The sequence below is a fragment of the Microbacterium sp. F1-18 genome, assembly GCF_052921305.1.
Genome location: NZ_JBREVD010000002.1, coordinates 307,315 through 333,194, shown reverse-complemented (window position 1 = coordinate 333,194; position 25,880 = coordinate 307,315). Strand labels below are relative to the sequence as shown.

General features: G+C 69.5%; 21 protein-coding genes. 16 read left to right on the top strand and 5 right to left on the bottom strand.

Annotated features, from left to right (window positions below; translation table 11 throughout):
- The first annotated feature begins 52 nt into the window (after positions 1-52).
- On the top strand, positions 53-655 hold the full coding sequence (locus tag ACU6RU_RS05715; RefSeq protein ID WP_446726102.1) for a ComEA family DNA-binding protein: 603 nt from the start codon (positions 53-55) through the stop codon (positions 653-655).
- Positions 652-2,982, top strand: coding sequence for a ComEC/Rec2 family competence protein (locus ACU6RU_RS05710; RefSeq protein WP_446726101.1), 2,331 nt, complete (start codon positions 652-654; stop codon positions 2,980-2,982). The genes ACU6RU_RS05715 and ACU6RU_RS05710 overlap by 4 nt, the downstream gene beginning before the upstream one ends.
- Positions 2,983-2,993: 11 nt before the next feature.
- On the opposite strand, the gene ACU6RU_RS05705 is transcribed toward ACU6RU_RS05710, so the two are convergent.
- Positions 2,994-3,593 carry a TetR/AcrR family transcriptional regulator gene (locus ACU6RU_RS05705; protein ID WP_289329559.1) on the bottom strand — a complete coding sequence of 200 codons (600 nt, stop codon included), beginning with the start codon at positions 3,591-3,593 and terminating at the stop codon, positions 2,994-2,996.
- 88 nt (positions 3,594-3,681) lie between these two features.
- Here ACU6RU_RS05705 and ACU6RU_RS05700 point away from each other — a divergent pair, with 88 nt between their 5' ends.
- Together ACU6RU_RS05700 and holA are read left to right on the top strand one after the other, a co-directional pair.
- Positions 3,682-4,797, top strand: coding sequence for a zinc-binding alcohol dehydrogenase family protein (locus tag ACU6RU_RS05700; protein WP_446726100.1), 1,116 nt, complete (start codon positions 3,682-3,684; stop codon positions 4,795-4,797).
- A 42-nt stretch (positions 4,798-4,839) separates the two neighbouring features.
- Entirely contained in the window at positions 4,840-5,880 is a 1,041-nt protein-coding gene (gene holA, locus ACU6RU_RS05695) for a DNA polymerase III subunit delta (protein WP_120262608.1), read from the top strand.
- A 61-nt stretch (positions 5,881-5,941) separates the two neighbouring features.
- On the opposite strand, the gene rpsT is transcribed toward holA, so the two are convergent.
- From rpsT to ACU6RU_RS05680, 3 genes are all read right to left on the bottom strand, one after another.
- A complete protein-coding gene (gene rpsT / locus ACU6RU_RS05690) occupies positions 5,942-6,202 on the bottom strand; it encodes a 30S ribosomal protein S20 (protein WP_446726099.1) in 261 nt (86 codons plus the stop codon).
- Between the two features lie 116 nt (positions 6,203-6,318).
- On the bottom strand, positions 6,319-7,056 hold the full coding sequence (locus ACU6RU_RS05685) for an alpha/beta fold hydrolase (protein WP_446726098.1): 738 nt from the start codon (positions 7,054-7,056) through the stop codon (positions 6,319-6,321).
- A 116-nt stretch (positions 7,057-7,172) separates the two neighbouring features.
- The gene (locus ACU6RU_RS05680; protein ID WP_446726097.1) at positions 7,173-12,065 is read right to left on the bottom strand and encodes an ExeM/NucH family extracellular endonuclease; all 4,893 of its coding nucleotides are present in this window, start codon (positions 12,063-12,065) and stop codon (positions 7,173-7,175) included.
- A 270-nt stretch (positions 12,066-12,335) separates the two neighbouring features.
- On the opposite strand from ACU6RU_RS05680, the gene lepA reads away from it, so the two are divergent.
- The 11 genes from lepA (at position 12,336) to era (ending at position 23,256) form a co-directional block, all read left to right on the top strand.
- Complete coding sequence (lepA, locus tag ACU6RU_RS05675; RefSeq protein ID WP_120262606.1) at positions 12,336-14,186, top strand: translation elongation factor 4; 1,851 nt, start codon at positions 12,336-12,338, stop codon at positions 14,184-14,186.
- Positions 14,187-14,212: 26 nt separating this feature from the next.
- A complete protein-coding gene (locus ACU6RU_RS05670) occupies positions 14,213-14,872 on the top strand; it encodes a DUF1990 family protein (protein WP_446726096.1) in 660 nt (219 codons plus the stop codon).
- Positions 14,872-16,089 (top strand): radical SAM family heme chaperone HemW, encoded by a 1,218-nt coding sequence (gene hemW, locus ACU6RU_RS05665; protein ID WP_120262604.1) that lies wholly within the window; start codon positions 14,872-14,874, stop codon positions 16,087-16,089. The genes ACU6RU_RS05670 and hemW overlap by 1 nt, the downstream gene beginning before the upstream one ends.
- Before the next feature lie 80 nt (positions 16,090-16,169).
- Positions 16,170-17,207: a heat-inducible transcriptional repressor HrcA gene (gene hrcA, locus ACU6RU_RS05660; protein WP_120262603.1), complete on the top strand. Its 1,038-nt coding sequence runs from the start codon at positions 16,170-16,172 to the stop codon at positions 17,205-17,207.
- A gap of 39 nt (positions 17,208-17,246) precedes the next feature.
- Entirely contained in the window at positions 17,247-18,365 is a 1,119-nt protein-coding gene (gene dnaJ / locus ACU6RU_RS05655; protein WP_289329564.1) for a molecular chaperone DnaJ, read from the top strand.
- A 4-nt stretch (positions 18,366-18,369) separates the two neighbouring features.
- Positions 18,370-19,098 (top strand): 16S rRNA (uracil(1498)-N(3))-methyltransferase, encoded by a 729-nt coding sequence (locus tag ACU6RU_RS05650; RefSeq protein ID WP_120262601.1) that lies wholly within the window; start codon positions 18,370-18,372, stop codon positions 19,096-19,098.
- A 44-nt stretch (positions 19,099-19,142) separates the two neighbouring features.
- Positions 19,143-19,490, top strand: a complete 348-nt coding sequence (locus ACU6RU_RS05645; protein ID WP_120262600.1) for an HIT domain-containing protein — start codon at positions 19,143-19,145, stop codon at positions 19,488-19,490.
- Between the two features lie 46 nt (positions 19,491-19,536).
- Positions 19,537-20,574 carry a PhoH family protein gene (locus ACU6RU_RS05640; protein WP_120264296.1) on the top strand — a complete coding sequence of 346 codons (1,038 nt, stop codon included), beginning with the start codon at positions 19,537-19,539 and terminating at the stop codon, positions 20,572-20,574.
- Positions 20,571-21,035 (top strand): rRNA maturation RNase YbeY, encoded by a 465-nt coding sequence (gene ybeY / locus ACU6RU_RS05635; protein WP_120262599.1) that lies wholly within the window; start codon positions 20,571-20,573, stop codon positions 21,033-21,035. The genes ACU6RU_RS05640 and ybeY overlap by 4 nt, the downstream gene beginning before the upstream one ends.
- On the top strand, positions 21,032-22,360 hold the full coding sequence (locus ACU6RU_RS05630; RefSeq protein WP_120262598.1) for a hemolysin family protein: 1,329 nt from the start codon (positions 21,032-21,034) through the stop codon (positions 22,358-22,360). Before ybeY ends, ACU6RU_RS05630 begins: the two co-directional genes overlap by 4 nt.
- Positions 22,357-23,256, top strand: coding sequence for a GTPase Era (gene era / locus ACU6RU_RS05625; RefSeq protein WP_120262597.1), 900 nt, complete (start codon positions 22,357-22,359; stop codon positions 23,254-23,256). Before ACU6RU_RS05630 ends, era begins: the two co-directional genes overlap by 4 nt.
- On the opposite strand, the gene ACU6RU_RS05620 is transcribed toward era, so the two are convergent.
- The gene (locus ACU6RU_RS05620) at positions 23,253-23,855 is read right to left on the bottom strand and encodes a hypothetical protein (protein WP_446726095.1); all 603 of its coding nucleotides are present in this window, start codon (positions 23,853-23,855) and stop codon (positions 23,253-23,255) included. The two genes, era and ACU6RU_RS05620, sit on opposite strands and share 4 nt — an antisense overlap.
- 206 nt (positions 23,856-24,061) lie before the next feature.
- Here ACU6RU_RS05620 and leuA point away from each other — a divergent pair, with 206 nt between their 5' ends.
- Entirely contained in the window at positions 24,062-25,822 is a 1,761-nt protein-coding gene (gene leuA / locus ACU6RU_RS05615) for a 2-isopropylmalate synthase (protein WP_446726312.1), read from the top strand.
- Positions 25,823-25,880: the final 58 nt, after the last annotated feature.

Here is a 25,880-nt window from a genome sequence, read left to right as displayed (position 1 = left end):
AGGCAGCAGCCGGACACCGTATGGTCGGGGGCAGCGCGCCTAGCCTGACGGCGTGACTGCTCACGATCCTGCTCCGGCCCGGCGCCGCCTGGGAGTCGGCGCGCTGATCGTGCTGATCCTCGCGGCCGCGGCGGTCACCGTCGGAATCGGCGTCGTACGCTCACTCGCTGCACCGGTCGCGCTGGTGACGCCCGTCGTCACCCCGACCGCCGTCACTGACGACGCCGTGTACGTTCACGTCCACGGCGCGGTCGTGACGCCCGGACTCTACCGACTCGACGCCGGCGCACGGGTCGTCGACGCGGTGGCGGCGGCGGGCGGGTTCAGCTCAGCGGCCGATCCGGCAGGCGTCAATCTCGCCCGCGCCGTGACCGACGGCGAGCAGCTGTTCGTCCCCGAGCCCGGCCAGGAGCCGCCGCCGGATGCCGCGGGCGGGGGCGGCGCAGGCGTAACGGCCCCCGACGGCGTCGTCGATCTGAACACGGCGGATGCCGCGGCGCTCGACACCCTTCCGCGGGTGGGCCCGGCTCTCGCGGAACGGATCATCGCCTGGCGTACCGAGAACGGGCGCTTCACGAGTGTCGATGACCTGCTGGCGGTCTCCGGCATCGGCGAGAAGATGCTCGAGGCGCTGCGCGATCGGGTGCGGGTGTGAGCGGGCGCGTCCGCCGCCGTGACCTTCGGATGCTGCCCGTAGCGCTCGGCGTCTGGGCCGCCGCGCTCATCGCGACGAATCGTCCCGACCTCGCGGTCGCACTGGCCGGCGTACTGTGGGCCACCGCGTGCGTGCTGCTACCCGGGCTGCCGGTCCTGGCCCGCAGACGCCGTCGCGACGCTCGGCCACGACCGACGTGGATCGCGATCGCCGCTGTCGCGGTGGCGTTCTCGGCCGGGTCGGTGTCCGTGGTCGCGATGAACGTGCCCGATCGCGATCAGGCGCTCGCCCTTCCGCTCAGCGGCGGTCGCATGGTCGTCATCGAAGCAGACGTGACGGGCAAGATCGAGGCCTCCCCGACGGGCTGGCGCTTCGACGCCGTCACGAGCCGAGTGCATGCTGGCGATGCGGACGTCGCGGTCAGGGTCCCGATCATCGTGCGCACGCCGGCACGTCCCGCCGGGCTCGACCTCGGCTCGGCCGTGTCGCTGACCGGCTCGGCTTCGCCCGCCCGGGCGGGGGAGCGGGCGGTCCTCGTCGTCACCTCGACCGCGCCCCCGAGCGTGTTCTCCACGCCGCACGGCCCGCTCGCTCTAGCCGCGACGCTTCGCGAGGCACTGATCGAGCAAGCCGCATCGCTGCCGCAGCCTGGAGCCGGGCTCGTACCCGGCCTCGCTGTCGGCGACACCGCCGCCGTCACCGCGGAACTCGACGCGCAGATGAAGACCGCGTCGCTCTCCCACCTGACCGCCGTCTCCGGGGCGAACTGCGCCCTGGTGGTCGGCATCGCGTTCGTCGGCGCCGGGATGCTGGGGCTGCGGCGCCCCTGGCGCGTCGCGATCGGGCTCGCCGCGCTGTCCGGGTTCGTGATCCTGGTCTCACCCGAGCCGAGCGTGGTGCGGGCGGCTGCCATGGCCGCCATCGCGATGCTCGCAGCGCTGCTCGGGCGCGCGGGCGCGGGGGCCTCCGTTCTCTGCCTCGCGATCGTGCTCTGTCTGATCGCCGATCCCTGGCTCGCGGGCAGCATCGGGTTCGCGCTGTCGGCGACCGCCACCGCAGCACTCGTCCTGTTCGCCGGTCCGGTCAGCGATTCACTCCACCGCGCCATGCCGCGCCCTCTCGCCCTCGCTATCGCGGTGCCCGCCGCGGCGCAACTCGCATGCACTCCGATCCTGGTGATGATCGACCCCAGGCTGCCCGTGTACGCCGTGCTCGCCAACGCGCTGACAGCACCGGCGGCGCCGCTGGCGACGATCGCCGGTCTCGCGGCGTGCCTGAGCGTCGGGATGCCGTGGCTGGCGAGCGGCCTCGCCGTCATCGCCTGGCTTCCCTGCGCATGGATCGCCGCCACCGCCGAGGCGGTCGACGTCATGCCCGGCAACTCCATCGACTGGCTCCCCGATACCCCGGGGGTGGCGCTCGCCACGGTGCTCTGCGCAGCCCTTTTGCTCTCCGTTCTTCCCCGCACGCCCCGCCGGACTCGCGGGGTCTCGGCTGGGCTCGTCGCCCTCGTCGCCGGCGCAGCCGCGGGATCCGCCCTCGTGACCGGGCCGCTCGAGCGCGCGCGGACACCCGACGACTGGGCGGTCGCCCAATGCGACGTGGGACAGGGCGATGCCGTGCTCCTCCGATCAGGCGACACCGTCGCGCTGGTCGACACCGGCCCCGATCCCGCTGCCTTGGCGGCATGCCTCGACCGCTTCGGCGTCGAGCGGGTCGATCTGCTGATCCTGACGCATTTCGATCTCGACCATGTCGGAGGCGCCGACGCGATCGTGGGACGCGTCGGGACGGTGTTGCACGGCCCGGTGGCCGATCCGAAGGAGCAGGCGCTCCTCACGCGTCTCTCCGGTGCGGGTGGCAACATCGTCGAGGCTTCCGCGGGTATGGCCGGCCTCTTGAGTGACGCTGAATGGCAGGTCCTGTGGCCACGCCCCGGAAGCGACGCGTTCGCCCCGGGCAACGACACCAGCGTCGTGATCGATGTTCGTGGTGGCGGCATTCCCGCCACGCTGCTGCTCGGCGATCTGTCCGAAAGACCCCAGCTCACCCTCGGAGCCGCGCTGCGCGCGACCTACGACGTCGTGAAGGTGTCGCACCACGGCAGCGCCGACCAATCGGCATCGCTGTATCGCCGTCTCGACGCGCGTGTCGCCCTCATCGGGGTGGGGGAGAACTCCTACGGCCATCCGCGTGACGAGACCCTGGCGCTTCTGCGCTCGCTCGGCCACGAGATCGTCCGCACCGACGAGACCGGGGCGGCCGCGCTCACCGTGACCGACGACGGCATCCGCGTGTGGCGCGAGCGCGTCGCAGCGAGGTCCTGATCGAGGCGATGTCAGTCGACGCCCGGCGAGCCGTGGGCCGCACCGCCGCCCGCGTTCGCGAAAGAGATCATCCTGGCGTGCAGGTCGAGGATGATCGAGGCGAGCGATGCCGCGTCATCCGCGGCGGTCCAGAGATCGAGCGCCGTATCGAACAACCCCGCAACGATCATGGACGTCAGGGCCGCATCGACCTCCTCCGCCCCGCGCCGCAGCAGCCCCTCGCGGATCGCGCCCGCCAACGCCGCAGACTTCGATCGCTCTCGTTCGATGAGGTGCGGATCCGACGCGATGATGATCCGACGCTCACGGATCCCCTCTCGCCAGGCTTCCAACTCCGGCGTCACCGCGAGCAGACCGTGCATGGCGAGCGCCATCGGATCGAGCCCGGCGGGCGCCGATGCGAGCAGCTCGACCACGACATCCGGGAACTCCCGTTCCCGGAGGAAGAGCACGTCGCGCTTATCGGGAAAGTGCCGGAAGAACGTCCGGGTCGTCAGGCCCGCCCGTTCCGCGATCTCCGGAACCGTCGTTCGCGCATATCCCTGCGCGCGGAACAGCTCGACCGCTGCCTGCTCCAGGCGCAGCGCGGCATCGGGGGCCCAGCGTGGCATACCGCGAGCCTACCTGACGACATGATGTGTCATCATGGGTGCGCGACCTATGACATTGCGTGTCATCACTTTCCGAATCGGAGCCCGCATGCCCCCGAACACCGCCGCTTGGCTCCCGTCCCCACGAGCGGATCTCGTCGTCGAACCCGCCGCGATGCATGAGCCGGGAGCGGGGGAGATCCTCATCCGCAGCCGCGCGATCGCGGTCAACCCGCTCGACGACGTCAAGCAGTGGACCGGGAACCTGATGTATCGCTGGCTCGGGTATCCCGCGGTGCTCGGCGAAGATGTCGCCGGTGAGGTGGCCGCTGTCGGGCCGCGGGTGACGCGTTTCGCCGTGGGAGACCGTGTGGCTGCGTACGCCGTCGGGATGGAGCGCGGCCGGCGCCACGAAGCCGAGGGCGCCTTCCAGCTCTACGTCGTCGTCAGAGAAGACCTGGCGACCCCGTTGCCCGACGGCCTTCCGTTCGAGCGAGCCGTGGTGCTGCCCCTCGCCGTATCGACCGCCGCCACCGCGCTCTTCCAGGACGACCAGATCGCGCTCCGCTCCCCGACGGCACAAGCGCGGCCGACGGGGGAGACCGTGGTCGTGTGGGGCGGCTCGACGAGCGTGGGGAGCAACGCGATCCAGCTGGCGGTTGCGGCGGGCTATCGCGTCATCGCCACCGCGTCAGCGCACAGCGAGGCCCGGGTGCGTGAGCTCGGCGCCCACCTCGTCGTCGACCGTCACGATTCCGGGGCTGTCGACGCCGTCGTGTCGGGAATCGGGGAGGACCCGCTCGTCGGCGTCGTCGCGATCGGGACGGGCTCCGGCGATGCGGCGGTGAGGATTGCGGCAGCCGGCGGAGCTCGACGCGTCGCTCTGCTGAGCCCGCCGGTCGCCTTCACGACACTCCCGCGGCGAGGCGGTCCCAGCGTGGCGTTCCTGCGCACCATGGCGAGGATCGGGCTGTCGCAACTCGCGACCCAGGTCCGAGCCCGCGCACACGGCGTCACGGCCCGATTCGTCTGGGGCAGTTCACTCATGAGCAACGACGTGGGTCCGATGCTCTGGCGGGACTACCTGCCCGCGGCTCTCGCGGCGGGCAGACACATCTGTGCGCCCGACCCGGAGATCGTCGGTGAGGGCCTGGAGAGCATTCAACACGCGCTGAACCTGCTCCACGACGGTGTTTCCGCACGGAAGCTCGTGGTCCGCCTGTAACGGCCACCGCACGGGGTCTGTGGTCGCGATTAGGCTGGGAGCATGCCGCCGAGCCCCCGCCGTCCTGCCGCCCGCAGCGCTGCGAAGTCGGCCATCAGGCAGCTCTCGTGGCGTGCCCCCGAACCGGCTCCGATCGTGCTCGTCGCGGGTCCTGAAGAGGTGTGTGCCGAGCGCGCGATCGCGGGTCTCCGCGACTACTTGAAGGCCGAAGACCCGAGTCTCGAGGTCTCCGACATCCGCGCCGACGACTACGCCGCGGGCACCCTTCTCGGCATGGCGTCGCCGTCGCTGTTCGGCGAGCCGAGGCTGGTGCGCGTCGCCGGTGTCGAGAAGTGCTCCGACGCCTTCCTCGCCGAGGCCCTCGCCTACCTCGAGAACCCGCAGGAAGGCGCCACGATCGTGCTGCGGCACACGGGCGCGAGTGTCCGCGGCAAGAAGCTGCTCGAAGCCATCCGCTCGGGTACGGGAGGCGGTGTCGAGATCTCGGTGCCGGCGATCAAGCGCGACTCCGACCGTTTCGACTTCGCCGCGGGGGAGTTCAAGGCAGCCGGCAAGCGCATCGCGCCGTCGGCCCTGCGGACCCTCGTGTCGGCGTTCGCCGACGACCTGACCGAGCTCGCTGCCGCGTGTCAACAGCTGATCTCCGATGTGCCCGGCGACATCGGCGACCAGGTCGTCGAGCGGTACTACGGCGGCCGGGTGGAGACGACCGCTTTCGCCGTCGCCGACACCGCGATCGCAGGTCGTTACGGCGAAGCGCTCATCACGCTGCGTCATGCTCTCGCCAGCGGTGCCGATCCGGTTCCCCTCGTCGCCGCCATCGCGTCGAAGCTGCGCACCATGGCGCGCGTCGCCGGCTCGCGGGAACCATCGGGCGCACTGGCCGCCCGCCTCGGCATGAAGGACTGGCAGGTCGATCGAGCCAAGCGCGACCTCGTCGGTTGGACGGAGTCGGCCCTCGCAACCGCGATCCAGGCGGCCGCCCGCGCGGACGCAGAGGTGAAGGGTGCCTCGCGCGACCCGGTCTTCGCTGTCGAGCGGCTCGTGACCGTCATCGCGACGCGGGCACCCTACGGGTCCTGAACGCGCGGCGGCAAAGCGAAAGGCCCGCCCCACGCGGGGACGGGCCTTCGACAGTGACGGCTCAGAGAGCGGCGACCTGCTTCGCGATAGCAGACTTGCGGTTCGCAGCCTGGTTCTCGTGGATGACGCCCTTGCTCACGGCCTTGTCGAGCTTCTTCGTAGCCTTCGCGAGCGCCTTCTCGGCAGCGGCCTTGTCGCCGGCGGTGATGGCCTCGCGGGTGCGACGCACCTCGGTCTTCAGCGCGCTCTTGACGGCCTTGTTGCGCTCGCGCGCCTTCTCGTTGGTCTTGTTGCGCTTGATCTGCGACTTGATGTTCGCCACGTTCGACGTATCTTTCGTTCGGAGTTTTCGGTGGATGTGCCGGACGACAGTAGAGGGATGCCGCACGGCGGTCGTGTGAGGGAGGAACCCACACGGCAAGCCGACTTCAGAGTCTATCAGGTCGCGTCGCGAGAGCCGGTATTCGCGAGGGTCGCGAGGGCGAGATCGATGACCGCGTTGAACACGCGCGGACGCATGGCGGTGACGAGGTGGCTGGTGCGCGGGACGACAATGAGCTCGGCATGCGGCGCGAGCTTCGCGAACAGCCGTTCATTGACGCGCAGCTGGTCGTACTGACCGTTCACGAACCAGGTCGGCACATCGATCCGTCGGATCGCCGCGAGCAGGTCGAGCACCGACAGGCTGGCCAGCGCGACGTCCTGCGCGTCGTAGGCGTAGCCGCCGGCGCCGAAGTCCGGCCGGGTCTCGACGGGGAGCGTGCGGTCGAGGACCCAGTCGGTGATCCGCTGGCCACGGCCCGGCAGGCGATCGAACCCGAGGGCCAGGGCTCGGTACACCGCGAGGCCGAATCCACGGGGGATCGCGGTGCAGGATGCGGCGATGAACGCCGACACCGGGGGACGTTCCTCTCGTCCGACGTAGGCGGTGCTGAGCAGCCCGCCCATCGAGTGACCGACCAGCAGGACCGGACCGCGCTCGGCGGCATCCCGAACCGCATCGTCGATCGTGGCGAACGCGCCGTCCAACGTGAAGGTCTCGGCCATCCGGGTACCATGCCCGGGCAGGTCGAGCGCGGTGACGGGGATGCCGCGCTCTCGAAGATGGGCGACCTGGGCGCGCCACATCGTCGCCGACGTTCTGATCCCGTGCACAAACACCACCTGTGCGGTCATGCCTCCACCCTAGGGATCGCAAGCATGCACGGGGGAGCTGCTCAGCAAGCTCATGGACGAGTGAGGGCGACCGGTCATCCCGGCCGCCCTCACTCCGCGTCAGCGTCGCCGCACGCTCATCGCATCGGCATCGCGCTGCGTCGACGCGTGACCGCGAGCACGCCACCCGCCACGAGGAGCATCGCACCGGCGAGGAGCACGCCGAGCGGCGTCTCGGCACCGGTCACCGCGAGCTGCCCCGCACGCACGACGGTGATCGCGAAGTCGAGCGGCTGCTCGCCGGATGTCGAGATCCGCAGCGTGTGGGCTCCCACGGCGAAGTCCGCAGGGATCGCCACCCGGAACGAGGTCACACCGGAGTCGTCGGCGGCCGGGATGCCGCGAACCTCGATCGGTTCGCTGAAGAGGGTCGCACCGATCCGCTGGCCGGGCTCGAGACCCGACACCCGCACATCGATGAATCCGCCCTGCTCGACTCGGGTCGTGGACAGGTCGACCTGCGCCCAGGTCCCGGTGCCGGGGTCGGTCCCCGGCTCGGTGCTCGGCTCGCCGATCCGAACGGGGACGGTGACGGTCGTCTCCGTGGCATCCGTCGTCAGGACCAGCTCCGCAGCGCCGTCGGGGAGGCCCGCCGGCAGCGGTACCGCCACGACCGCGCTCCCGCCCGCCACGGGTGCCGACGCGATGACCGAGCCGTCGAGCGAGACATCCACCGCGCCATTCTGAGGCGCGCCGAGGCTTGTCATGTCGAGGTTCGACACGGTGAGCTCGAGCATCGAGCCCGCAGCCGCGGTCTCGGGGACTCCCTGGACGCGGACGGCGTGCTTCGCGAACGACGGCGCGACCGGCTGCTGCTCGCCGAGGTAGTCGATCCAGGCCTCGTGGTCGAGGAAGCCGGTGTCGACGTAGTCGGTGCCCGCAGCGAACGCGCGGAAGTTGTCTCCCGAGCCGGACGCGAGGAACGAGAGCGTGCCGATGCGGTACTCCGCGTCGAGGTCGAGCGGCTGCCCGTCGACCGTGACCGACGTGATCCGACTACCCTCCGGACGCGTGTCGTCGTAGGTGTACGACACGTTGTCCGACAGGCCCAGCTGCAGGTAGGGGCGCGACGGCACGTTGCCGTCCTTGTCACGCTGCCACTGCTGCTCGAGCACACGCACGAAGTCGGCGCCGGTGAGCGTCACCAAGGCCATCGTGTTGTTGAAGGGAAGCACCGCATACGCCTGACCCCAAGTGACCGTGCCGTCCGGTACCCCCGCGACCGCGTTGGCGCCGAACTCGGCCTGCGTGTCGAACAGGTCGGCCCGGAGGCCGCCTGAGTTCGTCACTCCGATCTGCGCGCCGTTCGGCAGGTTCGCGAGGTTCGAGCGGATCGACTCGGCGACGAGGTTGCCGAGCGAGGACTCCGACGCCCGATCGTCGCGCTTGCCGCCGGCGTAGGCGCCATCGACATACGAGCCGCCCGAGTACGCGCTGGTGATGTCGGCGGAGATCGTCGCGACCGGCGTGTTGCCGATCTCGGCGAAGTCCGCGAGCGCCTTCCGGACGATCTCGTCGACCTCGGCCACCCGCGGGTAGGTCGCGATCAGGTCGGCGGCGGGAGTCTTCGTCTGCCCCACGTTCTCCTGCGTGTGAGCGACGACCTCGCCGCTCGCCGGATCGACCGAGAGGACGACCTTGCCGACGAACTCCCCGTACGAGCCGGTCTGCACGATCGGACGCGTCCGATCCGTTCCCGGGACCGGCGCCGACCACGCGTACAGCTTGTGCGTGTGACCGGTGTAGATGGCATCGACCTCGGGGGAGGTCTCGTTGACGATGCGAGCGAAGACCGCACTGTCGGCCACGGCCTCGTCGAGGCTCGCGTCCGACGCGCTGTCGGCCGCACCCTCGTGGTAGAGCGCGACGATGACGTCGGCCTGATCACCCGAGCCGTCGGTGAGGTCGGCCGCGACGCGGTTGACCGCCTCGACCGGGTCGCCGAACTCGAGCCCGGCGATGCCCGCGCCGCTCACCAGCGCCGCGGTCTCCTCGGTCACGACGCCGATGACGCCGATCGTGAGGCCCTGCGATTCGATGAGCGCGTACTCGTCGAACTGCGGGTCGGTCGTGCCACTGGCGTAGACGTTCGCCCCGAGGTGGGTGAAGTCGGCACGCGGGATGACGCGGTCGCGCAGGTCGGCGAAGCCGCGGTCGAACTCGTGGTTGCCCACGGCGCTCGCCCGCAGGTCGAGAGCGTTCAGCACGTCGATCGTCGGCTCGTCCTGCGCCAGCGACGACGCCGGGAGCGAGGCCCCGATGTTGTCACCGGCCGACAGGAGCACGGCGTCGGGAGCCGCGGCTCGCAGCTCCTCGATCGTCCCGGCGAAGCCGACGGTTCCGGGGATCTCCGGCTGCGCCTTGGTCTCGCCGACCGCGGGCTTGGGCGGCGTGACGCCGGTGATGCGGCCGTGGAAGTCGTTGATCCCGAGCAGCGTCAGATCGATCGGCTCGACAGGGGCAGCGGCTCCCGCCGAAAGACCGACCTTGACCGGGTCGTGGTCGGACGAGCGGTAGGGGCCGTCGTCATAGAACAGGGCGCCGTGATTGTTGTAACGGCTGTACTCGAACGAGACGGGCTCACCCGAGTTGATGTTCCAGATGTCGGCGCCGGTCGCGCGCTGGCGTGCCGCGTCGTTCATCAGAACATGGTCGAGTGAACCCGCGAGGCCCGAAAAGGAATAGCTCGACTTCTCGATGCCGAGAGCGACCTCGGCCGATTCGTAACCTGCGCCTCGCAGCACCTCGATGGGGTCTTCGCGGGTGTACGAGTTGAAGTCGCCCACGAGGATGACGGCGTCGGTGTCGCCCTGGATGGTCGGGACCCACTCGCTGAGCGCGGTCGCCTGACGCACGCGCGACTCGTTGGACTTGCCCTGTCCGTTCGGGTCCTCGCCATCGCCCGGCCAGGGTCCGGCCGAGCCCTTCGACTTGAAGTGGTTCACGACGAGGAGGAACTCCTCGCCCCCGCCGGCCGGCGCGAACGTCTGCGCGATCGGCTCGCGTGCGTTGCCGAACGCCTGTCCGTCCGCCGAGAGCGTGCCGAGAGCGCGCGCATCGCCGACACGTTCGACGAGCGCCGGCTGGTAGATGATCGCGTTGGTGATCACGTCACGCAGGGATGCCGGCGGGAGCTCGGCCGACGACGGAACATAGGCCCACTTGCCGGGCTCCGAAGCAGCGTTCAGCGCCGCGACCAGCGAAGCCGTCGCTTCGTCGACGGTCTCGCCGAGCGCTGCGGAGTCCTCGATCTCCATCAGACCCACGACAGAGGCGTCGAGGGTGTTGATCGCCGCGACGATCTTCGCCTGCTGACGCTCGAGGTCATCGGCGTCCCACGCTCCGCGCTGATCGCAGCCGCCCTGCACGTTGACGCCGTCGCCGGTGCGATCTGTGTAAGCGTCACAATCGCTGTCGTCGACCCCCAATGTCGTGAAGTAGTTCAGGACGTTGAACGACGCCACGCTGAGATCGCCGCCGACCGCTGCCGGGGAGGCCGGGCGATCGACGGTGAAAAGGACCTGGTCGCCCGCGCCGGTCGCGTCGCCGACGCGGAACTGCGTCGGATTCAGCTTCCAGGTGTCGTTGCGGTAGTCCAGGACGTACGCGCCGCTCAGGGTCGCGCTGCCGCCGACCACGGGCGGCTCGTCGAGCGACAGGTACGCGGGGATCAGATCGCCGTTCACCAGCGCACCCGTATCGCGGTCTCGCGCCGCGAAGTTGATGGAGCCACCGTCGTCGAGCACGACTCCACGTGCGAGGTTGTCGGCAGCGACCGCCGCGGCCTCGGCAGATCCGGGTCGCGCGGCATCCGTCGGCTGGCGCAGCGGCGTGCCATCGGTCGCCAGACCCACCTCGCCGTACTGGCCGGTCGAGTAGGTGTTGCTGATGGTGAACTGCTCGTCGACCTCGACGAGCATCGACTCGAGCGCCTCGCGCGCAGCGACGTCACGCGGCCATTCCGCGAGAGTCACCGGCGCGGGAGCTACTGCGGCCGCGTCCAGCCGCTCAGCCGCACCGGCCGCGACGGAGAGCTGGGTGAGCCCGTTGAACTCGCTCGCGACACCCGTCACCCGCACGTTGTCGCCGAGTGCGACCTCGCGTGCCACCGCCGCTGTGCGGGTGTAGACGAAAACGGCATCCGAAGACGTGCGGTCGGGGTCGTAGGCGCCGCCGCTACCGGCGGTCTGAATGACGTAACCGTTGTAGCCGCCGGTCGCGTAGTGCGCGGTGACGACGCCCTCGGTCGTGACGGTCGTGCCGGCAAGGGGAGTGGCGTCGCCGGAGCCCTGGATCTCGGCGATCGAGACCACCGCGGGCTCGGCCGGCTGCTCCGGCTCGCCGGGCTCTTCCGGCTGGCCTGCGACGCGCCCTTGCGGTGTCGGCGCACCCGCGGTGAAGTCCGCGGCATTGTTGGCCGAATTGCTACCGTCCATGCTCCGCGCGACGCTCGTCGCGTTGGACGTCGCGGGTGCCGCAGCCGAGCCGGCGAAGTCCGTCGCGTTGCCCCAGCCGACGTAGTCGACGACTGTGTCGTTCTGGGCGAGGCCCGATCCGCCGCTGAGCGCGGTCGTCGAGCTCACGAGCGCGACCTTGCCCTGGGTGCCGCTCATCGGGATGGAGCCCTCGATGTCGGCGGTGAAGCCCGGGAGCTGGGCATCGCCGCCGAGCGCCTGGCCGATCAGCAGATGTCCGCCGGGCTCGATCGTCGCGCCCGCCAGCGTGGTGACCTGCCAGCTGGAGCCCGTGGCGGAGGCGTACTGAACGCTCCAGCCGTCGAGCGAGACGGCCGCATCCGAGGTGTTGCGCAGCTCGATGAAGTCACGATTCAGCGGGGCGCCGCTGTTGCCGCCACCGCCGTAGATCTCGTTGATCACGACGGGCGCGTCGGCGCTGACGGCGGCACTCGCCGGCATCGCGGCCCATCCCACACCTCCCGCCACGATCGCGACGGCGGCGCTGGAGGCCACCCATCTCTGCCAGGGTCGTCGCGCGGGCGCGACAGGGTCTGCTGTGATCACGGTGCTCTCCCGGGGGCGGACCGGGCACGGGGATTTCGCGCAATTGCCGGCCGCCGCATTGAGCATTCGACGCCACTGATGTGTTCGGCAAGTAGCGGAATGGTTAATTGTTTTTCACCAGACCAGTTACTGGCGTGTCCGTCGCCGGTCCTCGTACGATCACGCGCGCGAGCTTCTGCGGCAGTGTCGTCTCGCCACCCCGGGTAGACTTCCCGGGACATGTCTCCGCGCGCACTCCAGCCGCTCGCGCCTGCCGCAACGCCGCCCGAGCTCATCCGCAACTTCTGCATCATCGCCCACATCGACCACGGCAAGTCCACGCTGGCCGATCGGATGCTGCAGATCACCGGCGTTGTCGCCGACCGCGACATGCGCGCTCAGTACCTCGACCGTATGGACATCGAGCGTGAGCGCGGCATCACGATCAAGAGCCAGGCGGTGCGGATGCCGTGGTCGAAGGACTCGGGCACGTTCGCGCTCAACATGATCGACACGCCGGGTCACGTCGACTTCACCTACGAGGTCAGCCGATCGCTCGCGGCGTGCGAGGGTGCGATCCTGCTCGTCGACGCGGCGCAGGGCATCGAGGCTCAGACCCTTGCGAACCTGTACCTCGCGCTCGAGAACGATCTGCAGATCATTCCGGTGCTGAACAAGATCGACCTTCCCGCTGCCGACCCCGAGAAGTACGCGGCCGAGCTCGCGAACCTGATCGGCGGCGACCCGGAAGACGTCCTTCGCGTGAGCGGCAAGACCGGCATGGGCGTCGAGGAGTTGCTGGATCGCATCGTCGACCGCATCCCGGCCCCCGTCGGAGACCCCGACGCTCCGGCGCGCGCCATGATCTTCGACTCGGTCTACGACGCCTACCGCGGTGTGGTCACCTACGTCCGCATGGTCGATGGCAAGCTCGAGCCCCGCGAGCGCATCCAGATGATGTCGACGCGCGCGACGCACGAGCTGCTCGAGATCGGCGTGTCGAGCCCCGAGCCGATTCCCACCAAGGGACTCGGCGTCGGCGAGGTCGGCTACCTCATCACCGGCGTGAAGGACGTCCGCCAGTCCAAGGTCGGTGACACGATCACCAATCATCGGAAGCCCGCGACGGAGGCCCTGCCGGGGTACACCGACCCGAAGCCGATGGTGTTCTCGGGCATCTACCCGATCGACGGCAGCGACTACGGCGACCTCCGCGAGGCGCTCGACAAGCTGAAGCTGTCGGACGCGTCGCTGCAGTACGAGCCCGAGACCTCCGTCGCCCTCGGTTTCGGCTTCCGATGCGGCTTCCTCGGGCTTCTCCACCTCGAGATCATCACCGAGCGCCTGTCACGCGAGTTCGGCCTCGACCTCATCACCACCGCGCCGTCGGTGACCTACGAGGTCGCGACCGACACCGGCGAGACCGTCGTGGTGACCAACCCCAGCGAGTACCCCGACGGGCGCGTCGCCGAGGTGTCGGAGCCGGTCGTCAAGGTCGGCATCCTCGCGCCGAAGGACTACGTCGGCACCGTCATGGAGCTGTGCCAGTCGCGTCGCGGCACGCTGCTGGGCATGGACTATCTGAGCGAAGACCGCGTCGAGCTGCGCTACAACATGCCGCTCGGCGAGATCGTGTTCGACTTCTTCGATCACCTCAAGTCGCGCACGCAGGGCTACGCGAGCCTCGACTACGAGCCCGCCGGATCGCAGACCGCCGACCTGGTGAAAGTCGACATCCTGCTGCAGGGCGAGAAGGTCGACGCTTTCAGCTCGATCGTCCATCGCGAGAAGGCGTACGCCTACGGCACGATGATGACCGAGCGCCTGCGCAAGCTCATCCCGCGCCAGCAGTTCGAGGTGCCGATCCAGGCCGCCATCGGCGCGCGCATCATCGCCCGCGAGAACATCCGCGCCATCCGCAAGGACGTCCTCGCCAAGTGCTACGGCGGTGACATCACCCGCAAGCGCAAGCTCCTCGAGAAGCAGAAAGAGGGCAAGAAGCGCATGAAGATGGTGGGTCGTGTCGAGGTGCCGCAGGAGGCGTTCATCGCCGCGCTGTCGGGCGACGTCGAAGGCAAGGACAAGAAGTAGCCCCACCGGGAGCAACGAGGAGACCCATGCATCAGCGACGCGGGACCTTCCGAGACGAGACCGTCGACTACGCGGCGGTCGGTGCGACGCGCGCGCACGACCTGATGGCGTATCCGCCGGAGCAGAGCATCCCCGCCGAGGATGCCTGGCGCATCGGCAGCGGGCAGTCTCGGTTCGACACCGCCGCCGACCTCCTGATGTCGTGGGCGGCGATCCGAGGCGCGGGGCTGCGGGTGGCCGATGTCCGGCCGGCCTCAGGTCCGATGTACACCGGCGTCGCATTCGACGACCAGGGCAACGCCGTCGCGCCCAGCAGCATGGACCACGAGCAGCGCTTCGCGGCGGACGGCACTCCCTACCTGGGTGCCGGCACGACGCTGCGGGTCCATGGGCGAGTGTCGGGTCTGAACGCGGATGCCGAACTCCGCGTGATCTTCGTCGACGAGGAGCCCCGACGCGTCGCGTTCGCTCTCGGTACGGTCGGCGGTTCCGTGGTCAGCGGGGAGGAGTCTTTCCTCCTCGAGTGGCGCGACAACGACGAGGTGTGGTTCGTGGTGCGCGCGTTCGACAGGCCGACGGCGCTGGCCTACCGCATGCTCAAGGGCCTCGTCCGCCGCCGCCGCCGGCTGCTGTTCCAGGGATACCTTCGCGCGATCTCGCCGCTGTACGCGACGCCCGGCGCCTGATGGGGGCGGCACTGCCGATCGGTGATCCGGTGCCGGTCGGCGGCACCCTGCCCGACGACCTCGTCATCGCCCCCGACGTTCCGTTCGGGGTGTACGTGCACGTCCCGTTCTGCCGCGTGCGATGCGGCTACTGCGATTTCAACACCTACACAGCCACGGAACTGCGCGGTGCTCGTCAGGACGCGTACGCCGACGAGGTGCTGCGCGAGATCGCCCTGTCGGCTGCCCTGATCGACGAGCGCGGCCCCCGTCGTGCGGCACAGACGGTGTTCTTCGGCGGCGGCACCCCCACGCTGCTTCCGGCGGGAGATCTCGCGCGGATGCTGAGCGGCGTGCGTGAGACGTTCGGCATCGCCGCGGGTGCGGAGGTCACCGTCGAGGCGAACCCCGACACGATGAGTCCACGAGTCGCCGACGAACTGGCGGCCGCCGGTGTCACCCGTCTGTCGATCGGCATGCAGTCCGCCGTGCCGCACGTGCTGGCTGCGCTCGATCGCACGCATGATCCCGCCAACGTGTCGACCGCCGTCGCCGCTGCCCGCGGGGCTGGGCTCGACGTCTCGGTCGACCTGATCTACGGCGCGCCGGGGGAGAGCCTCGACGATTGGCGACGCTCCGTCGACACCGCCGTCTCGCTCGAGCCCGATCACGTGTCCGCCTACGCCCTGATCATCGAGGAAGGCACGCGCCTCGAGCGGCAGATCCGACGCGGCGAGGTCGCCGCGCCCGACGATGATCTGCAGGCGGACATGTACGAGCTGGCCGACGAAAGCCTGGCCGACGCGGGCTTCTCCTGGTACGAGGTGTCGAACTGGGCGAGGTCGACGGATCAACGCTCGCGCCACAACCTCGCCTACTGGCGGGGGACCGATTGGTGGGGCTACGGGCCCGGCGCCCACAGCCACGTCGCCGGTCTCCGGTGGTGGAACGTCAAGCATCCCGCCGCGTACGCCCAGCGACTGGCAGCGGGACACTCGCCCGCGGCGGGCCGGGAGCGCCCCGATGCGGACGCGCTGCGGCTGGAGTCCGTGCTCCTGCGCTCTCGCATCGTCGAAGGGCTCGGGATCGACGAGTTGGGCGACCCCGGCCGGCGAGCCGTGGCCTCGCTCATCGCCGACGGCCTGATCGAGGGCGCCGACGCGGTGCGCGGGCGCATCGTGCTCACCCGGCGCGGACGTCTCATGGCCGACGCCGTCGTTCGCGCACTGACGGAGTGACCGCCGGGAGGCGATCGCGGTCGTCCACGCGATAGAATTGGCACTCACAGACTTCGAGTGCCAAGCAGGAGGTGACGGACATGGTCTCAGAGCGCGGACTGCAGGTGCTGCGGGCGATCGTGCAGGACTATGTCGACACCCGCGAGCCCGTGGGTAGCAAGTCGATCGTCGAACGGCACGCGTTCGGCGTGTCGGCTGCCACGATCCGCAACGACATGGCGCTCCTCGAGGACGAGGAGCTCATCGCCGCCCCCCACACCTCGTCGGGACGCGTTCCGACCGACAAGGGCTACCGCGTCTTCGTCGATCATCTCGCGGGCCTCCGCCCGCTGAGCGCTGCACAGCGCTCAGCGATCACGACCTTCCTCGACGGGCCCACCGACCTCGACGACCTGCTGGTGCGCACGGTCCGCGCCCTCACCCAGCTGACCGGTCAGGTCGCCATGGTGCAGTACCCGTCGTTCGCGCGCGCCCAGGTGTCGCACCTCGAGCTGGTGGACTTGGGCGGTGGACGCCTCGTCGTCATCGTCGTGACCGACACCGGCCGGGTCTCGCAACGGGTCGGAGTCGTGCGGACGCTTCTCGACGGAGCGCAGTTCGAGGTCGCCAAGGCGACGCTGCGCGCTGCCGTGACGGGCGTGGCGGTGCGCGACGCGGTCACTGCCGTCACGGCCCTCGCAGAGGGAGATCCCGTCGCCGATCCGATCGGCGAGGCCGTGCGGGAGGTCTCGCGCATCCTCGTCGAGGAACTCGAGACCTTCCGCCAGGACCGCCTGGTGATGGCGGGCACAGCGACGCTCGCTCGGCGCGAAGCCGACTTCCGCGGCAGCATCTACCCACTGCTCGAAGCGATCGAGGAGCAGGTGACGCTGCTCCGGCTCATGGGCGAGATGGTCGCCGACGACCGCGGCGTCGCGGCGCGCATCGGCCGCGAGAACGAGGCGTACGGACTGTCCGAGGCCTCGGTCGTGACGAGCGACTACGACGTCCCGGGGTCACGTGCCCGGGTCGGTCTCATGGGACCGACCCGCATGGACTACCCGACGAACCTCGCGACGGTCCGCGCCGTCGCGCACTACCTCAGCCGGCTCCTCGACGAAGACGAGAAGTCGCGCTGACCCGACCCATCCACGCCCGCAGGGGCGGAAAGGCGATCCGTGGCTGACCACTACGAGGTCCTGGGCGTCGCGCGCGACGCGTCGCCCGACGAGATCAAGAAGGCGTACCGACGCCTCGCACGAGAGCTGCACCCCGACGTGAACCCGGGGGAGGACGCGTCCGAGCGATTCAAGCTCGTCACGCACGCCTACGACGTCCTCAGCGACCCGGAACAGCGTCAGCGCTACGACGTGGGCGGCGACTCCGCCGGCGGTTTCGGTGGCGCTGCCGGCTTCGGGGGCTTCAGCGACATCTTCGAGACCTTCTTCGGGGGTGGCGGCGGCGGTGGCCGTGCCGGGCGCCCGCGCTCTCGACGTGAGCGCGGGCAGGATGCCCTCGTTCGGGTGACCCTCGAGCTCGGTGACGTCGTCTTCGGTGTGCACCGAGACATCGAGGTCGACACCGCGGTGCTCTGCGACACCTGCCAGGGCTCCTGCTGCCAGCCGGGAACCCAGCCCGTCACATGCGATGTCTGCCATGGCGCGGGAAACGTCCAGCGCACCGTCCGGAGTCTGCTGGGCAACGTCGTGACGTCGCAGCCCTGCAACGTTTGCCAGGGCTACGGCACGACCATCCCGTATCCGTGCACGACCTGCCAGGGTCAGGGACGCGTCCGGGCCCGCCGAACGGTCTCGCTCGACATCCCCGCCGGCGTCGAGACCGGACTGCGCCTCCAGCTCCCCGGCTCGGGCGAGGTCGGTCCCGCCGGTGGACCGAACGGCGACCTGTACCTCGAGGTCACGGTCAACCCCCACGACGTCTTCAGCCGCGAGGGCGACGATCTACTCGCGACGCTCGAAGTGTCGATGCCGGATGCCGTGCTGGGCACCAGCACGACGATCGAGTCCCTCGACGGACCCGTCGAGCTCGAGCTGCGTCCCGGAGTGCAGTCCGGTGACGTCCTCACTATCAAGGGGCGCGGCATCACGCCTCTCCGTGGCTCGAACCGCGGCGACCTGCGTGTCGGCGTCCACGTCGTGACCCCGACGCGACTCGACGCCAAGGAACGAGCGCTGATCGAAGAGCTGAAGAAGCGCACGAAGTCTCCGGCGCCACAGCTCGCGCAGTTCCACCAGGGGATGTTCGCCAAGCTCCGCGACCGGTTCCGGAACAGCTGACCGCATGGCGCTGCACTTCCTCGTCGACCTGCCCCTCACCGCCCGACCGGGCGAATCGGTCGAGCTCACCGGCGCCGAAGCGCATCACGCGGCCGGTGTCCGTCGCGTGCGGGTCGGCGAGACGGTGACGGTGGGCGATGGTGCGGGTGCGTGGCTCGAAGGCACCGTCACGGCGGCCGACCCGAAGCTCGTCCGCATCGAGGTGCGCGTCCGCGACGAGTACCCCGCGCCCGCTCGACGCGTCACGTTGATCCAGGCGCTCGCGAAGGGCGATCGGGACGAGCTCGCGGTGCAGGCCTGCACCGAGCTCGGCATCGACGCGATCGTCCCGTGGCAGGCCACCCGAAGTGTTTCGCGCTGGAGCGGCCCGAAGGTGGAACGCGGGGTCCAGCGCTGGGCGACCATCGCACGAGAGGCGGCGAAGCAGGCGCATCGCGCGTGGCTGCCCGCCGTGGAGGCGCCCCTGTCGACGGCTGAGGTCGCACAGCGGTGCGCCCGTGAACGCGTGCTCGTGCTCGAGCCGACGGCGACGCGACGGCTCAGCGATGTCGACGCGGGGGAGGGCGACGTCTCGCTCGTCGTCGGGCCGGAGGGCGGAATCGCCCCGGAAGAACTCGACGCGCTGACCGCCGCCGGTGCGATCACCGTACGTCTGGGCGACACGGTGCTGCGGACGTCGACCGCCGGCCCCGCTGCACTCGGCGTGGTGAACGTCGCCATCGGGCGCTGGTGACACCGGCCCGTCCCGGCGCCGAACCCCGTCGATAGACTGAAGCCATGAGCGAACCGTCCGTCTTCACGCGCATCCTCCGCGGCGAGATCCCCTCGGAGATCATCGCCGAGACCGAAAACGTGTTCGCCATCCGCGACATCGCGCCGCAGGCGCCCGTCCACCTCCTGGTGATCCCCAAGACCGAGCGCTACCGCACGGTGGTCGAGCTCGCCGCGGGCGACCCCGCCCTCCTCAGCGAGCTCATCGGGCTCGCCAACGCCGTCGCCGCCGAGCACGCCGACGGCGACTTCCGCCTGATCTTCAACACCGGCCCGGGCGCGGGACAGACCGTGTTCCACGTTCACGCCCACGTCCTCGCCGGCGACCTCTCCGAAGGGAGCCTCGGTGGCTGATGCTTCCGAACCCGCCGTCGCGACGATCCTCGCCGACGGTGTCGCCATGGTCCAGCTGCTGGGCCCCCAAGACAGACTCCTCCGCGTCGTCGAGCGCGAGCACCCCGACGTGGACGTGCTCGTGCGCGGCAACGAGATCACACTCACGGGAACGACGGATGCCGTTGCGGCGGCCAAGACGCTCGTCGACGAGCTGATCGCGATGGCGCGCGCCGGGCAGGGGCTCGACCCGAGCGACGTCACGACCTCGAGCCGCATCCTGCAACGCCGCAACGGCGACGAGGGCCTTCGTCCCTCCGAGGTGCTGGGCGAGGCGATCCTCTCGTCGCGCGGCAAGGTCATCCGACCGAAGACGCTGGGGCAGAAGGCATACGTCGACGCGATCGATGAGAGCACGATCGTCTTCGGCATCGGTCCTGCCGGAACCGGCAAGACGTACCTCGCGATGGCGAAGGCCGTGCAGGCGCTGCAGCGCAAAGAGGTCAACCGCATCATCCTCACTCGACCCGCCGTCGAAGCGGGCGAGCGCCTCGGCTTCCTCCCCGGGACCCTCACCGACAAGATCGACCCGTACCTTCGGCCGCTCTACGACGCCCTCAACGAGATGCTCGACCCCGAGCTCGTTCCCAAGCTCATGGCCACGGGCACGATCGAGGTCGCACCGCTCGCCTACATGCGCGGGCGCACGCTGAACGACTCGTTCGTCGTGCTCGACGAAGCTCAGAACACCACGCCCGAGCAGATGAAGATGTTCCTCACGCGTCTGGGCTTCGGCACGCGCATGGTCGTCACCGGCGACATCACGCAGGTCGACCTTCCCCAGGGAACGTCGGGGCTGCGAACGGTGACGCGCGTGCTGAAGAACATCGACGACATCCACTTCGCCACCCTCACGAGCGACGACGTCGTGCGCCACACGCTGGTCGGCCGCATCGTCGATGCCTACAGCGAGTACGACGAGCAGCGCCTCGCTGCCCGTCGCGAGCGCGACGAGGCGAGCGAGTTCGCCAACCGGGCCGAGCGGCGCACCGCGACACGGCCCGTCGGTCCGCGCGACCGGCTCCCGAAACGAGGACGTTCATGACCATCGAGATCACCAACGAATCCGGCGTGTCCGTCGACGAGACCGTGCTCCTGCGGCTGACCGAGCACAACCTCGCCCAGCTGAACGTGAGCCCGGATGCCGACCTCGCCATCCTCCTCGTCGACGAGGGCGCCATGGAGTCGCTGCACGTGCAGTGGATGGACGAGCCCGGGCCCACCGACGTGCTCAGCTTCCCGATGGACGAGCTCCGCCCGGGCACCGAGGACGCGCCGACGCCTCCGGGTCTCCTGGGTGACATCGTGCTGTGCCCACAGGTCGCCGAGGCCCAGGCCCAGGCGGCGCGGCACACGACGCTCGACGAACTCATCCTCCTCACGACGCACGGGCTGCTGCACCTGCTCGGATTCGATCACGCCGAGCCGGACGAGGAGCGCGAGATGTTCGGGCTCCAGCGCGAGCTGATCTCGGCCTTCCACGCAAGCGAGCGCCGCCGCGCGTGACCGTCTTCCTCCTCGTCCTCGGCGCGGTGTTCCTCGTCGCGCTCGGGGGCCTGATGGCCGCACTCGACGCCGCGCTCGGAGTGACATCGCGCGCCGACCTCGCCGATTGGGCCGAGACGAGCCGACGGCAGCAGGCCTTGCGTCGCATCGCGGACGATACGACGGCGCACGCGAACGCCGTCGTCTTCATCCGCATCCTCGCGGAGTCGACGGCTGCGGTGTTCGTCACGGCTGCATTGACGTTGGCGCTCGAGAACCTGTGGTGGGCGATCCTCGTCGCCGCCCTTCTGATGACGGCGGTGTCGTTCGTCCTGGTCGGCGCGAGCCCGCGGGCGGTCGGGCGCCAGCACGCCCGCGGCCTGCTCATCGCCTGCGCCCCGATCGTGCGCGGTGCTCGGATCGTGCTCGGCCCGCTTGCTCACCTCCTGGTCATCGTCGGCAACCGCGTGACCCCCGGAGTCTCCCGCGGCACGTCGTTCGCCTCGGAGGAACAGCTCTTGAGCATGGTCGACGAGGCGGTCTCGCAAGACCTGATCGAGGCCGATGACCGTGACCTCATCCACTCCGTCTTCGATTTCACCGATACGCTCGTGCGGTCGGTGATGGTGCCGCGGACCGATATGGTCACGGTGCCGCAGACCGCGACGACGCACGAGGCGCTCGCGCTCTTCCTCGAGCGGGGTGTGTCACGGGTGCCGGTCACCGACGACGAGCGCGACGACATCGTCGGTGTGGTCTACCTGAAGGACCTCGTGCAATTCTCGTACGGGGAGGCGTCGGGCTGGCGCGACGTCCCCGTGGGACGAGTGGCGCGGCCGGCCGTGTTCGTGCCCGAGTCGATGCGAGCTGAGTCGCTGCTGCAGCAGATGAAGCGGGATGCCGTCCACGTGTGCCTCGTCGTCGACGAGTACGGCGGGGTCGCCGGGCTCATCACCCTCGAAGACCTCATCGAGGAACTCGTTGGCGAGATCGCCGACGAGTACGACCGGGGCGCCGCCGAGGTCGTCGAGCTCGAGCCCGGCCGATACCGCGTGAGTGCACGGTTGGGCCTCGATGAGGTCGGCGAGCTGTTCGGCATCGAGCTGGACGACGACGACGTCGACTCGATCGGCGGTCTGCTCGGCAAGACGCTCGGACGGGTCCCGATGCCCGGCGCGACGGTGACGGTCGACGGGATCACGATCACCGGTGGGGTCTCACGCGGACGCGGGCGGGGTCTCGCGACCGTCTTCGTCGAACGCGCCCCGGCCGACGAGACGGACGACATGGCACACCCGCGTACCGGCGAGGTCCGCGTGGCACGAAGAGGAGAAGACAGCAGATGACCGCAGCAGAGACCCGGTCGGGGTTCGTGACCTTCGTCGGTCGCCCCAACGTCGGCAAGTCCACTCTGACGAACGCCCTCGTGGGGGAGAAGGTCGCGATCACCAGCGACAAGCCGCAGACGACGCGGCGCGCGATCCGCGGCATCCTGAATCGGCCCGGCGGCCAGCTCGTCATCGTCGACACACCCGGCATCCACAAGCCGCGGACGCTGCTCGGCCAGCGGCTGAACGACCTCGTCGAGCAGGTCCTGGGCGACGTCGACGTCATCGGCTTCCTGGTTCCCGCCGTCGACAAGGTCGGCCCCGGCGACCGCCGCATCGCCGCATCGCTCGACGGCTACCCGCGCGCCAAGAAGGTCGCGATCGTGACGAAGACCGATCTCGCCGGCCGTGACGAGATCATGGAGCGTCTCATGGAGGTCGACAGCCTCCGCGAGGATTGGGCTGCGGTGATCCCCCTCTCCGCAGTCACGGCCGAGCAGCTCGACGTGCTGTCCGACGAGCTGCTCGCCCTCATGCCCGAGGGGCCGGCGCTGTACCCCGACGATGTCGTCACGGACGAGTCGACCGAGGACCGGATCGCCGAGATCATCCGCGAAGCCGCCCTCGAAGGCGTGCGCGATGAGCTGCCCCACTCGATCGCCGTCACGGTGGAGGACGTCGCTCCTCGCGACGGCTCCGACCTCACGGACGTCTACGCAAACATCGTCGTCGAGCGCGACAGCCAGAAGGCCATCATCATCGGCCGCAAAGGCTCCCGGCTCGCGGATGTCGGTGCTCGTGCCCGCGCTCAGATCGAGCCGCTTCTCGGGACCCGGGTGTTCCTCTCGCTGCGGGTGCGTGTCGCGAAGGAATGGCAGCGCGATCCCAAGCAGCTCGGGCGCCTCGGCTTCTAGCCGACCTCGCGCATCGCCGACTGGATGACGACGACATCCTCACCGAATTCGGCGTCCGCCGCTTTCTGGAGTGTTCCGTCGTCCCACACGACCGTGACCCAGAGGCGACCGTCGTACGCGCCGGATGCGAGCACCGTGTCGCCGAGGGTGTCGTGCACCCGCTGTTCGACGTCGTGGAGCTCGGCGTCGTCCGCCCTGCCGGGGACCCCGCCGGTGGGGTCGGGAAGCGGCATCGGATCGTAGAGCGCGAGCGGCACCGCCGGCGCAGTGACGGCGAACGACGATCCGTCGTAACGCCCCTGGACGGCATAGGTACCCCAGGTCGAGCCGGACATCGTGGTCGCGTCGGTCAGAGATTCCCAGTCCCACCCCGTGAGGGGAATGCCGGAGCACTGCGGCGGGGCCGACTCCGCGACGGCGCCGAGACACAGCTGAGCGCCCGGGCCGTCGTCGAGGACGGTCCCCTGGGCCACGACGTCGCCGGCGGGCGGAGCGGGGTCGAGCGAGGTCGGCGCGGCCGCAGGTGTCGAGGCGCAGCCCGCGGTCAGGGCTATCGCACACATGATGAGGGCGAACAGGCCCGCGCGCGGAGTACTCATATCCCGACAGTGTCGCGCACGACGCCATCGTCTCAGCGGCGGCACGCCTGTGTGCGGCGGACGGATGAGCGGGGTGTAACCTGGGCGCATGCGCTTCGGCCGACTGCTTCTCCTTAGTCGCCGCGACGAGTCCTCGTTCTAGGGCCTCTCTCGTCGCGGAGCTTCGCGTTGGCCCGCCACACCGGATGAGGAAGAGCGAGACGACCATGGAGAACAACCAGAAGCCCTCGGGCATGCCGATTCACAAGTATCGGCCGTTCCACGAGCAGATCCGCGTCGATCTGCCAGACCGAACCTGGCCAGCGAAGCGCATCGAGACGGCGCCCCGCTGGTGCGCGGTCGACCTGCGCGACGGCAACCAGGCTCTCATCGATCCGATGAGCCCCGAGCGCAAGCGCGTGATGTTCGAGCTGCTCGTGAAGATGGGCTACAAGGAGATCGAGGTCGGGTTCCCGAGCGCGAGCCAGACCGACTTCGACTTCGTTCGTCAGCTGATCGAAGACGGCCTGATCCCCGACGATGTAACGATCCAGGTGCTCACCCAGGCGCGCGAACACCTCATCAAGCGCACGTACGAGGCGATCGCCGGTGCGAATCAGGCCATCGTGCACCTGTACAACTCGACGAGCATCCTGCAGCGCGAGGTCGTCTTCCGCACCGACCGCCAGGGCATCATCGACATCGCGCTCGAGGGCGCGCGCCTGTGCCGGCAGTACGAGCAGACGGTCCCCGAGACGGCCGTCTACTACGAGTACTCGCCTGAGAGCTATACCGGCACCGAGCTCGAGTTCGCCGTGGACGTCTGCAACCAGGTCATCGAGATCTTCGAGCCGACGCCCGACCGCAAGGTCATCATCAACCTTCCCGCGACCGTCGAGATGGCCACGCCGAACGTGTACGCCGACTCGATCGAGTGGATGAGCCGACACCTCGCTCATCGCGAGAACGTCGTGCTGTCGTTGCATCCCCACAACGACCGTGGCACGGCGATCGCTGCCGCGGAACTGGGCTACATGGCCGGCGCCGATCGCATCGAGGGCTGCTTGTTCGGCAACGGTGAGCGCACCGGAAACGTCGATCTCGTGGCTCTCGGCATCAACCTGTTCACACAGGGCATCGACCCGCAGATCGACTTCAGCGACGTCGACGGCATCAAGCGCACGGTCGAGTACTGCAACCAGCTGCCCGTTCCCGAACGGAGCCCCTGGGCCGGCGACCTCGTATTCACCGCCTTCAGCGGGTCCCATCAGGACGCCATCAAGAAGGGCTTCGAGGCGATGGCGGCCCGCGCGGCGGCCGACGGCGTCTCGATCGACGAGATCGAGTGGGCGGTGCCCTATCTGCCCGTCGACCCCAAGGATCTCGGACGTTCGTACGAGGCCGTGATCCGCGTCAACTCGCAGTCGGGTAAGGGTGGCGTCGCCTACCTGCTCAAGACCGACCACGCCCTGGACCTGCCGCGCAAGCTGCAGATCGAGTTCTCGGGAGTCGTGCAGGAGAAGACGGATGCCGAAGGCGGCGAGGTCACGAGCGACCAGATCTGGTCGATCTTCACCGACGAGTACCTGCCCGCCCCGGCCGACGACGACAAGTGGGGCCGGTTCGAGCTTCTCGGCACGCGCACGCAGAGCGACATGTCGGGCGATGTGCGCCTCGACGTCACCCTGCGCGACGGCGACGAGCAGACCGACGTGTCCGGCGTCGGGAACGGGCCCATCGCCGCATTCCTCGAGGTTCTGGGCGATCGCGGGTTCGACATCTCCCTCTACGACTACGTCGAGCACACCCTGAGCTCGGGCGGCGACGCTCAGGCGGCGGCCTACGTCGAACTCCAGGTCGATGACCAGCGCCTCTGGGGAGTCGGCATCGACGGTGACATCTCGACGGCGAGCCTCAAGGCCGTCGTCTCATGCGTCAACCGCGCGATCCGCACCCGCGAGCGCTCGTCGGAGTTGACCGCGGTCTGAGGGACATCGCTCGCGGGTGAGGGCGGCCTCGTCAAGCGGGGTAGTTCTCACCCGCGAG

Bases quoted from the DNA above. Each gene is read 5' to 3' on its own strand.
- holA (WP_120262608.1), top strand. From the start codon at position 4,840: ATGCCGCCGAGCCCCCGCCGTCCTGCCGCCCGCAGCGCTGCGAAGTCG.
- ACU6RU_RS05640 (WP_120264296.1), top strand. From the start codon at position 19,537: ATGGTCCAGCTGCTGGGCCCCCAAGACAGACTCCTCCGCGTCGTCGAG.
- ACU6RU_RS05705 (WP_289329559.1), bottom strand. From the start codon at position 3,593: ATGCCACGCTGGGCCCCCGATGCCGCGCTGCGCCTGGAGCAGGCAGCG.
- hemW (WP_120262604.1), top strand. From the start codon at position 14,872: ATGGGGGCGGCACTGCCGATCGGTGATCCGGTGCCGGTCGGCGGCACC.
- ACU6RU_RS05620 (WP_446726095.1), bottom strand. From the start codon at position 23,855: ATGAGTACTCCGCGCGCGGGCCTGTTCGCCCTCATCATGTGTGCGATA.
- ACU6RU_RS05645 (WP_120262600.1), top strand. From the start codon at position 19,143: ATGAGCGAACCGTCCGTCTTCACGCGCATCCTCCGCGGCGAGATCCCC.
- ACU6RU_RS05685 (WP_446726098.1), bottom strand. From the start codon at position 7,056: ATGACCGCACAGGTGGTGTTTGTGCACGGGATCAGAACGTCGGCGACG.
- hrcA (WP_120262603.1), top strand. From the start codon at position 16,170: ATGGTCTCAGAGCGCGGACTGCAGGTGCTGCGGGCGATCGTGCAGGAC.
- ACU6RU_RS05650 (WP_120262601.1), top strand. From the start codon at position 18,370: ATGGCGCTGCACTTCCTCGTCGACCTGCCCCTCACCGCCCGACCGGGC.
- ybeY (WP_120262599.1), top strand. From the start codon at position 20,571: ATGACCATCGAGATCACCAACGAATCCGGCGTGTCCGTCGACGAGACC.
- ACU6RU_RS05670 (WP_446726096.1), top strand. From the start codon at position 14,213: ATGCATCAGCGACGCGGGACCTTCCGAGACGAGACCGTCGACTACGCG.
- leuA (WP_446726312.1), top strand. From the start codon at position 24,062: ATGGAGAACAACCAGAAGCCCTCGGGCATGCCGATTCACAAGTATCGG.
- lepA (WP_120262606.1), top strand. From the start codon at position 12,336: ATGTCTCCGCGCGCACTCCAGCCGCTCGCGCCTGCCGCAACGCCGCCC.
- ACU6RU_RS05700 (WP_446726100.1), top strand. From the start codon at position 3,682: ATGCCCCCGAACACCGCCGCTTGGCTCCCGTCCCCACGAGCGGATCTC.
- era (WP_120262597.1), top strand. From the start codon at position 22,357: ATGACCGCAGCAGAGACCCGGTCGGGGTTCGTGACCTTCGTCGGTCGC.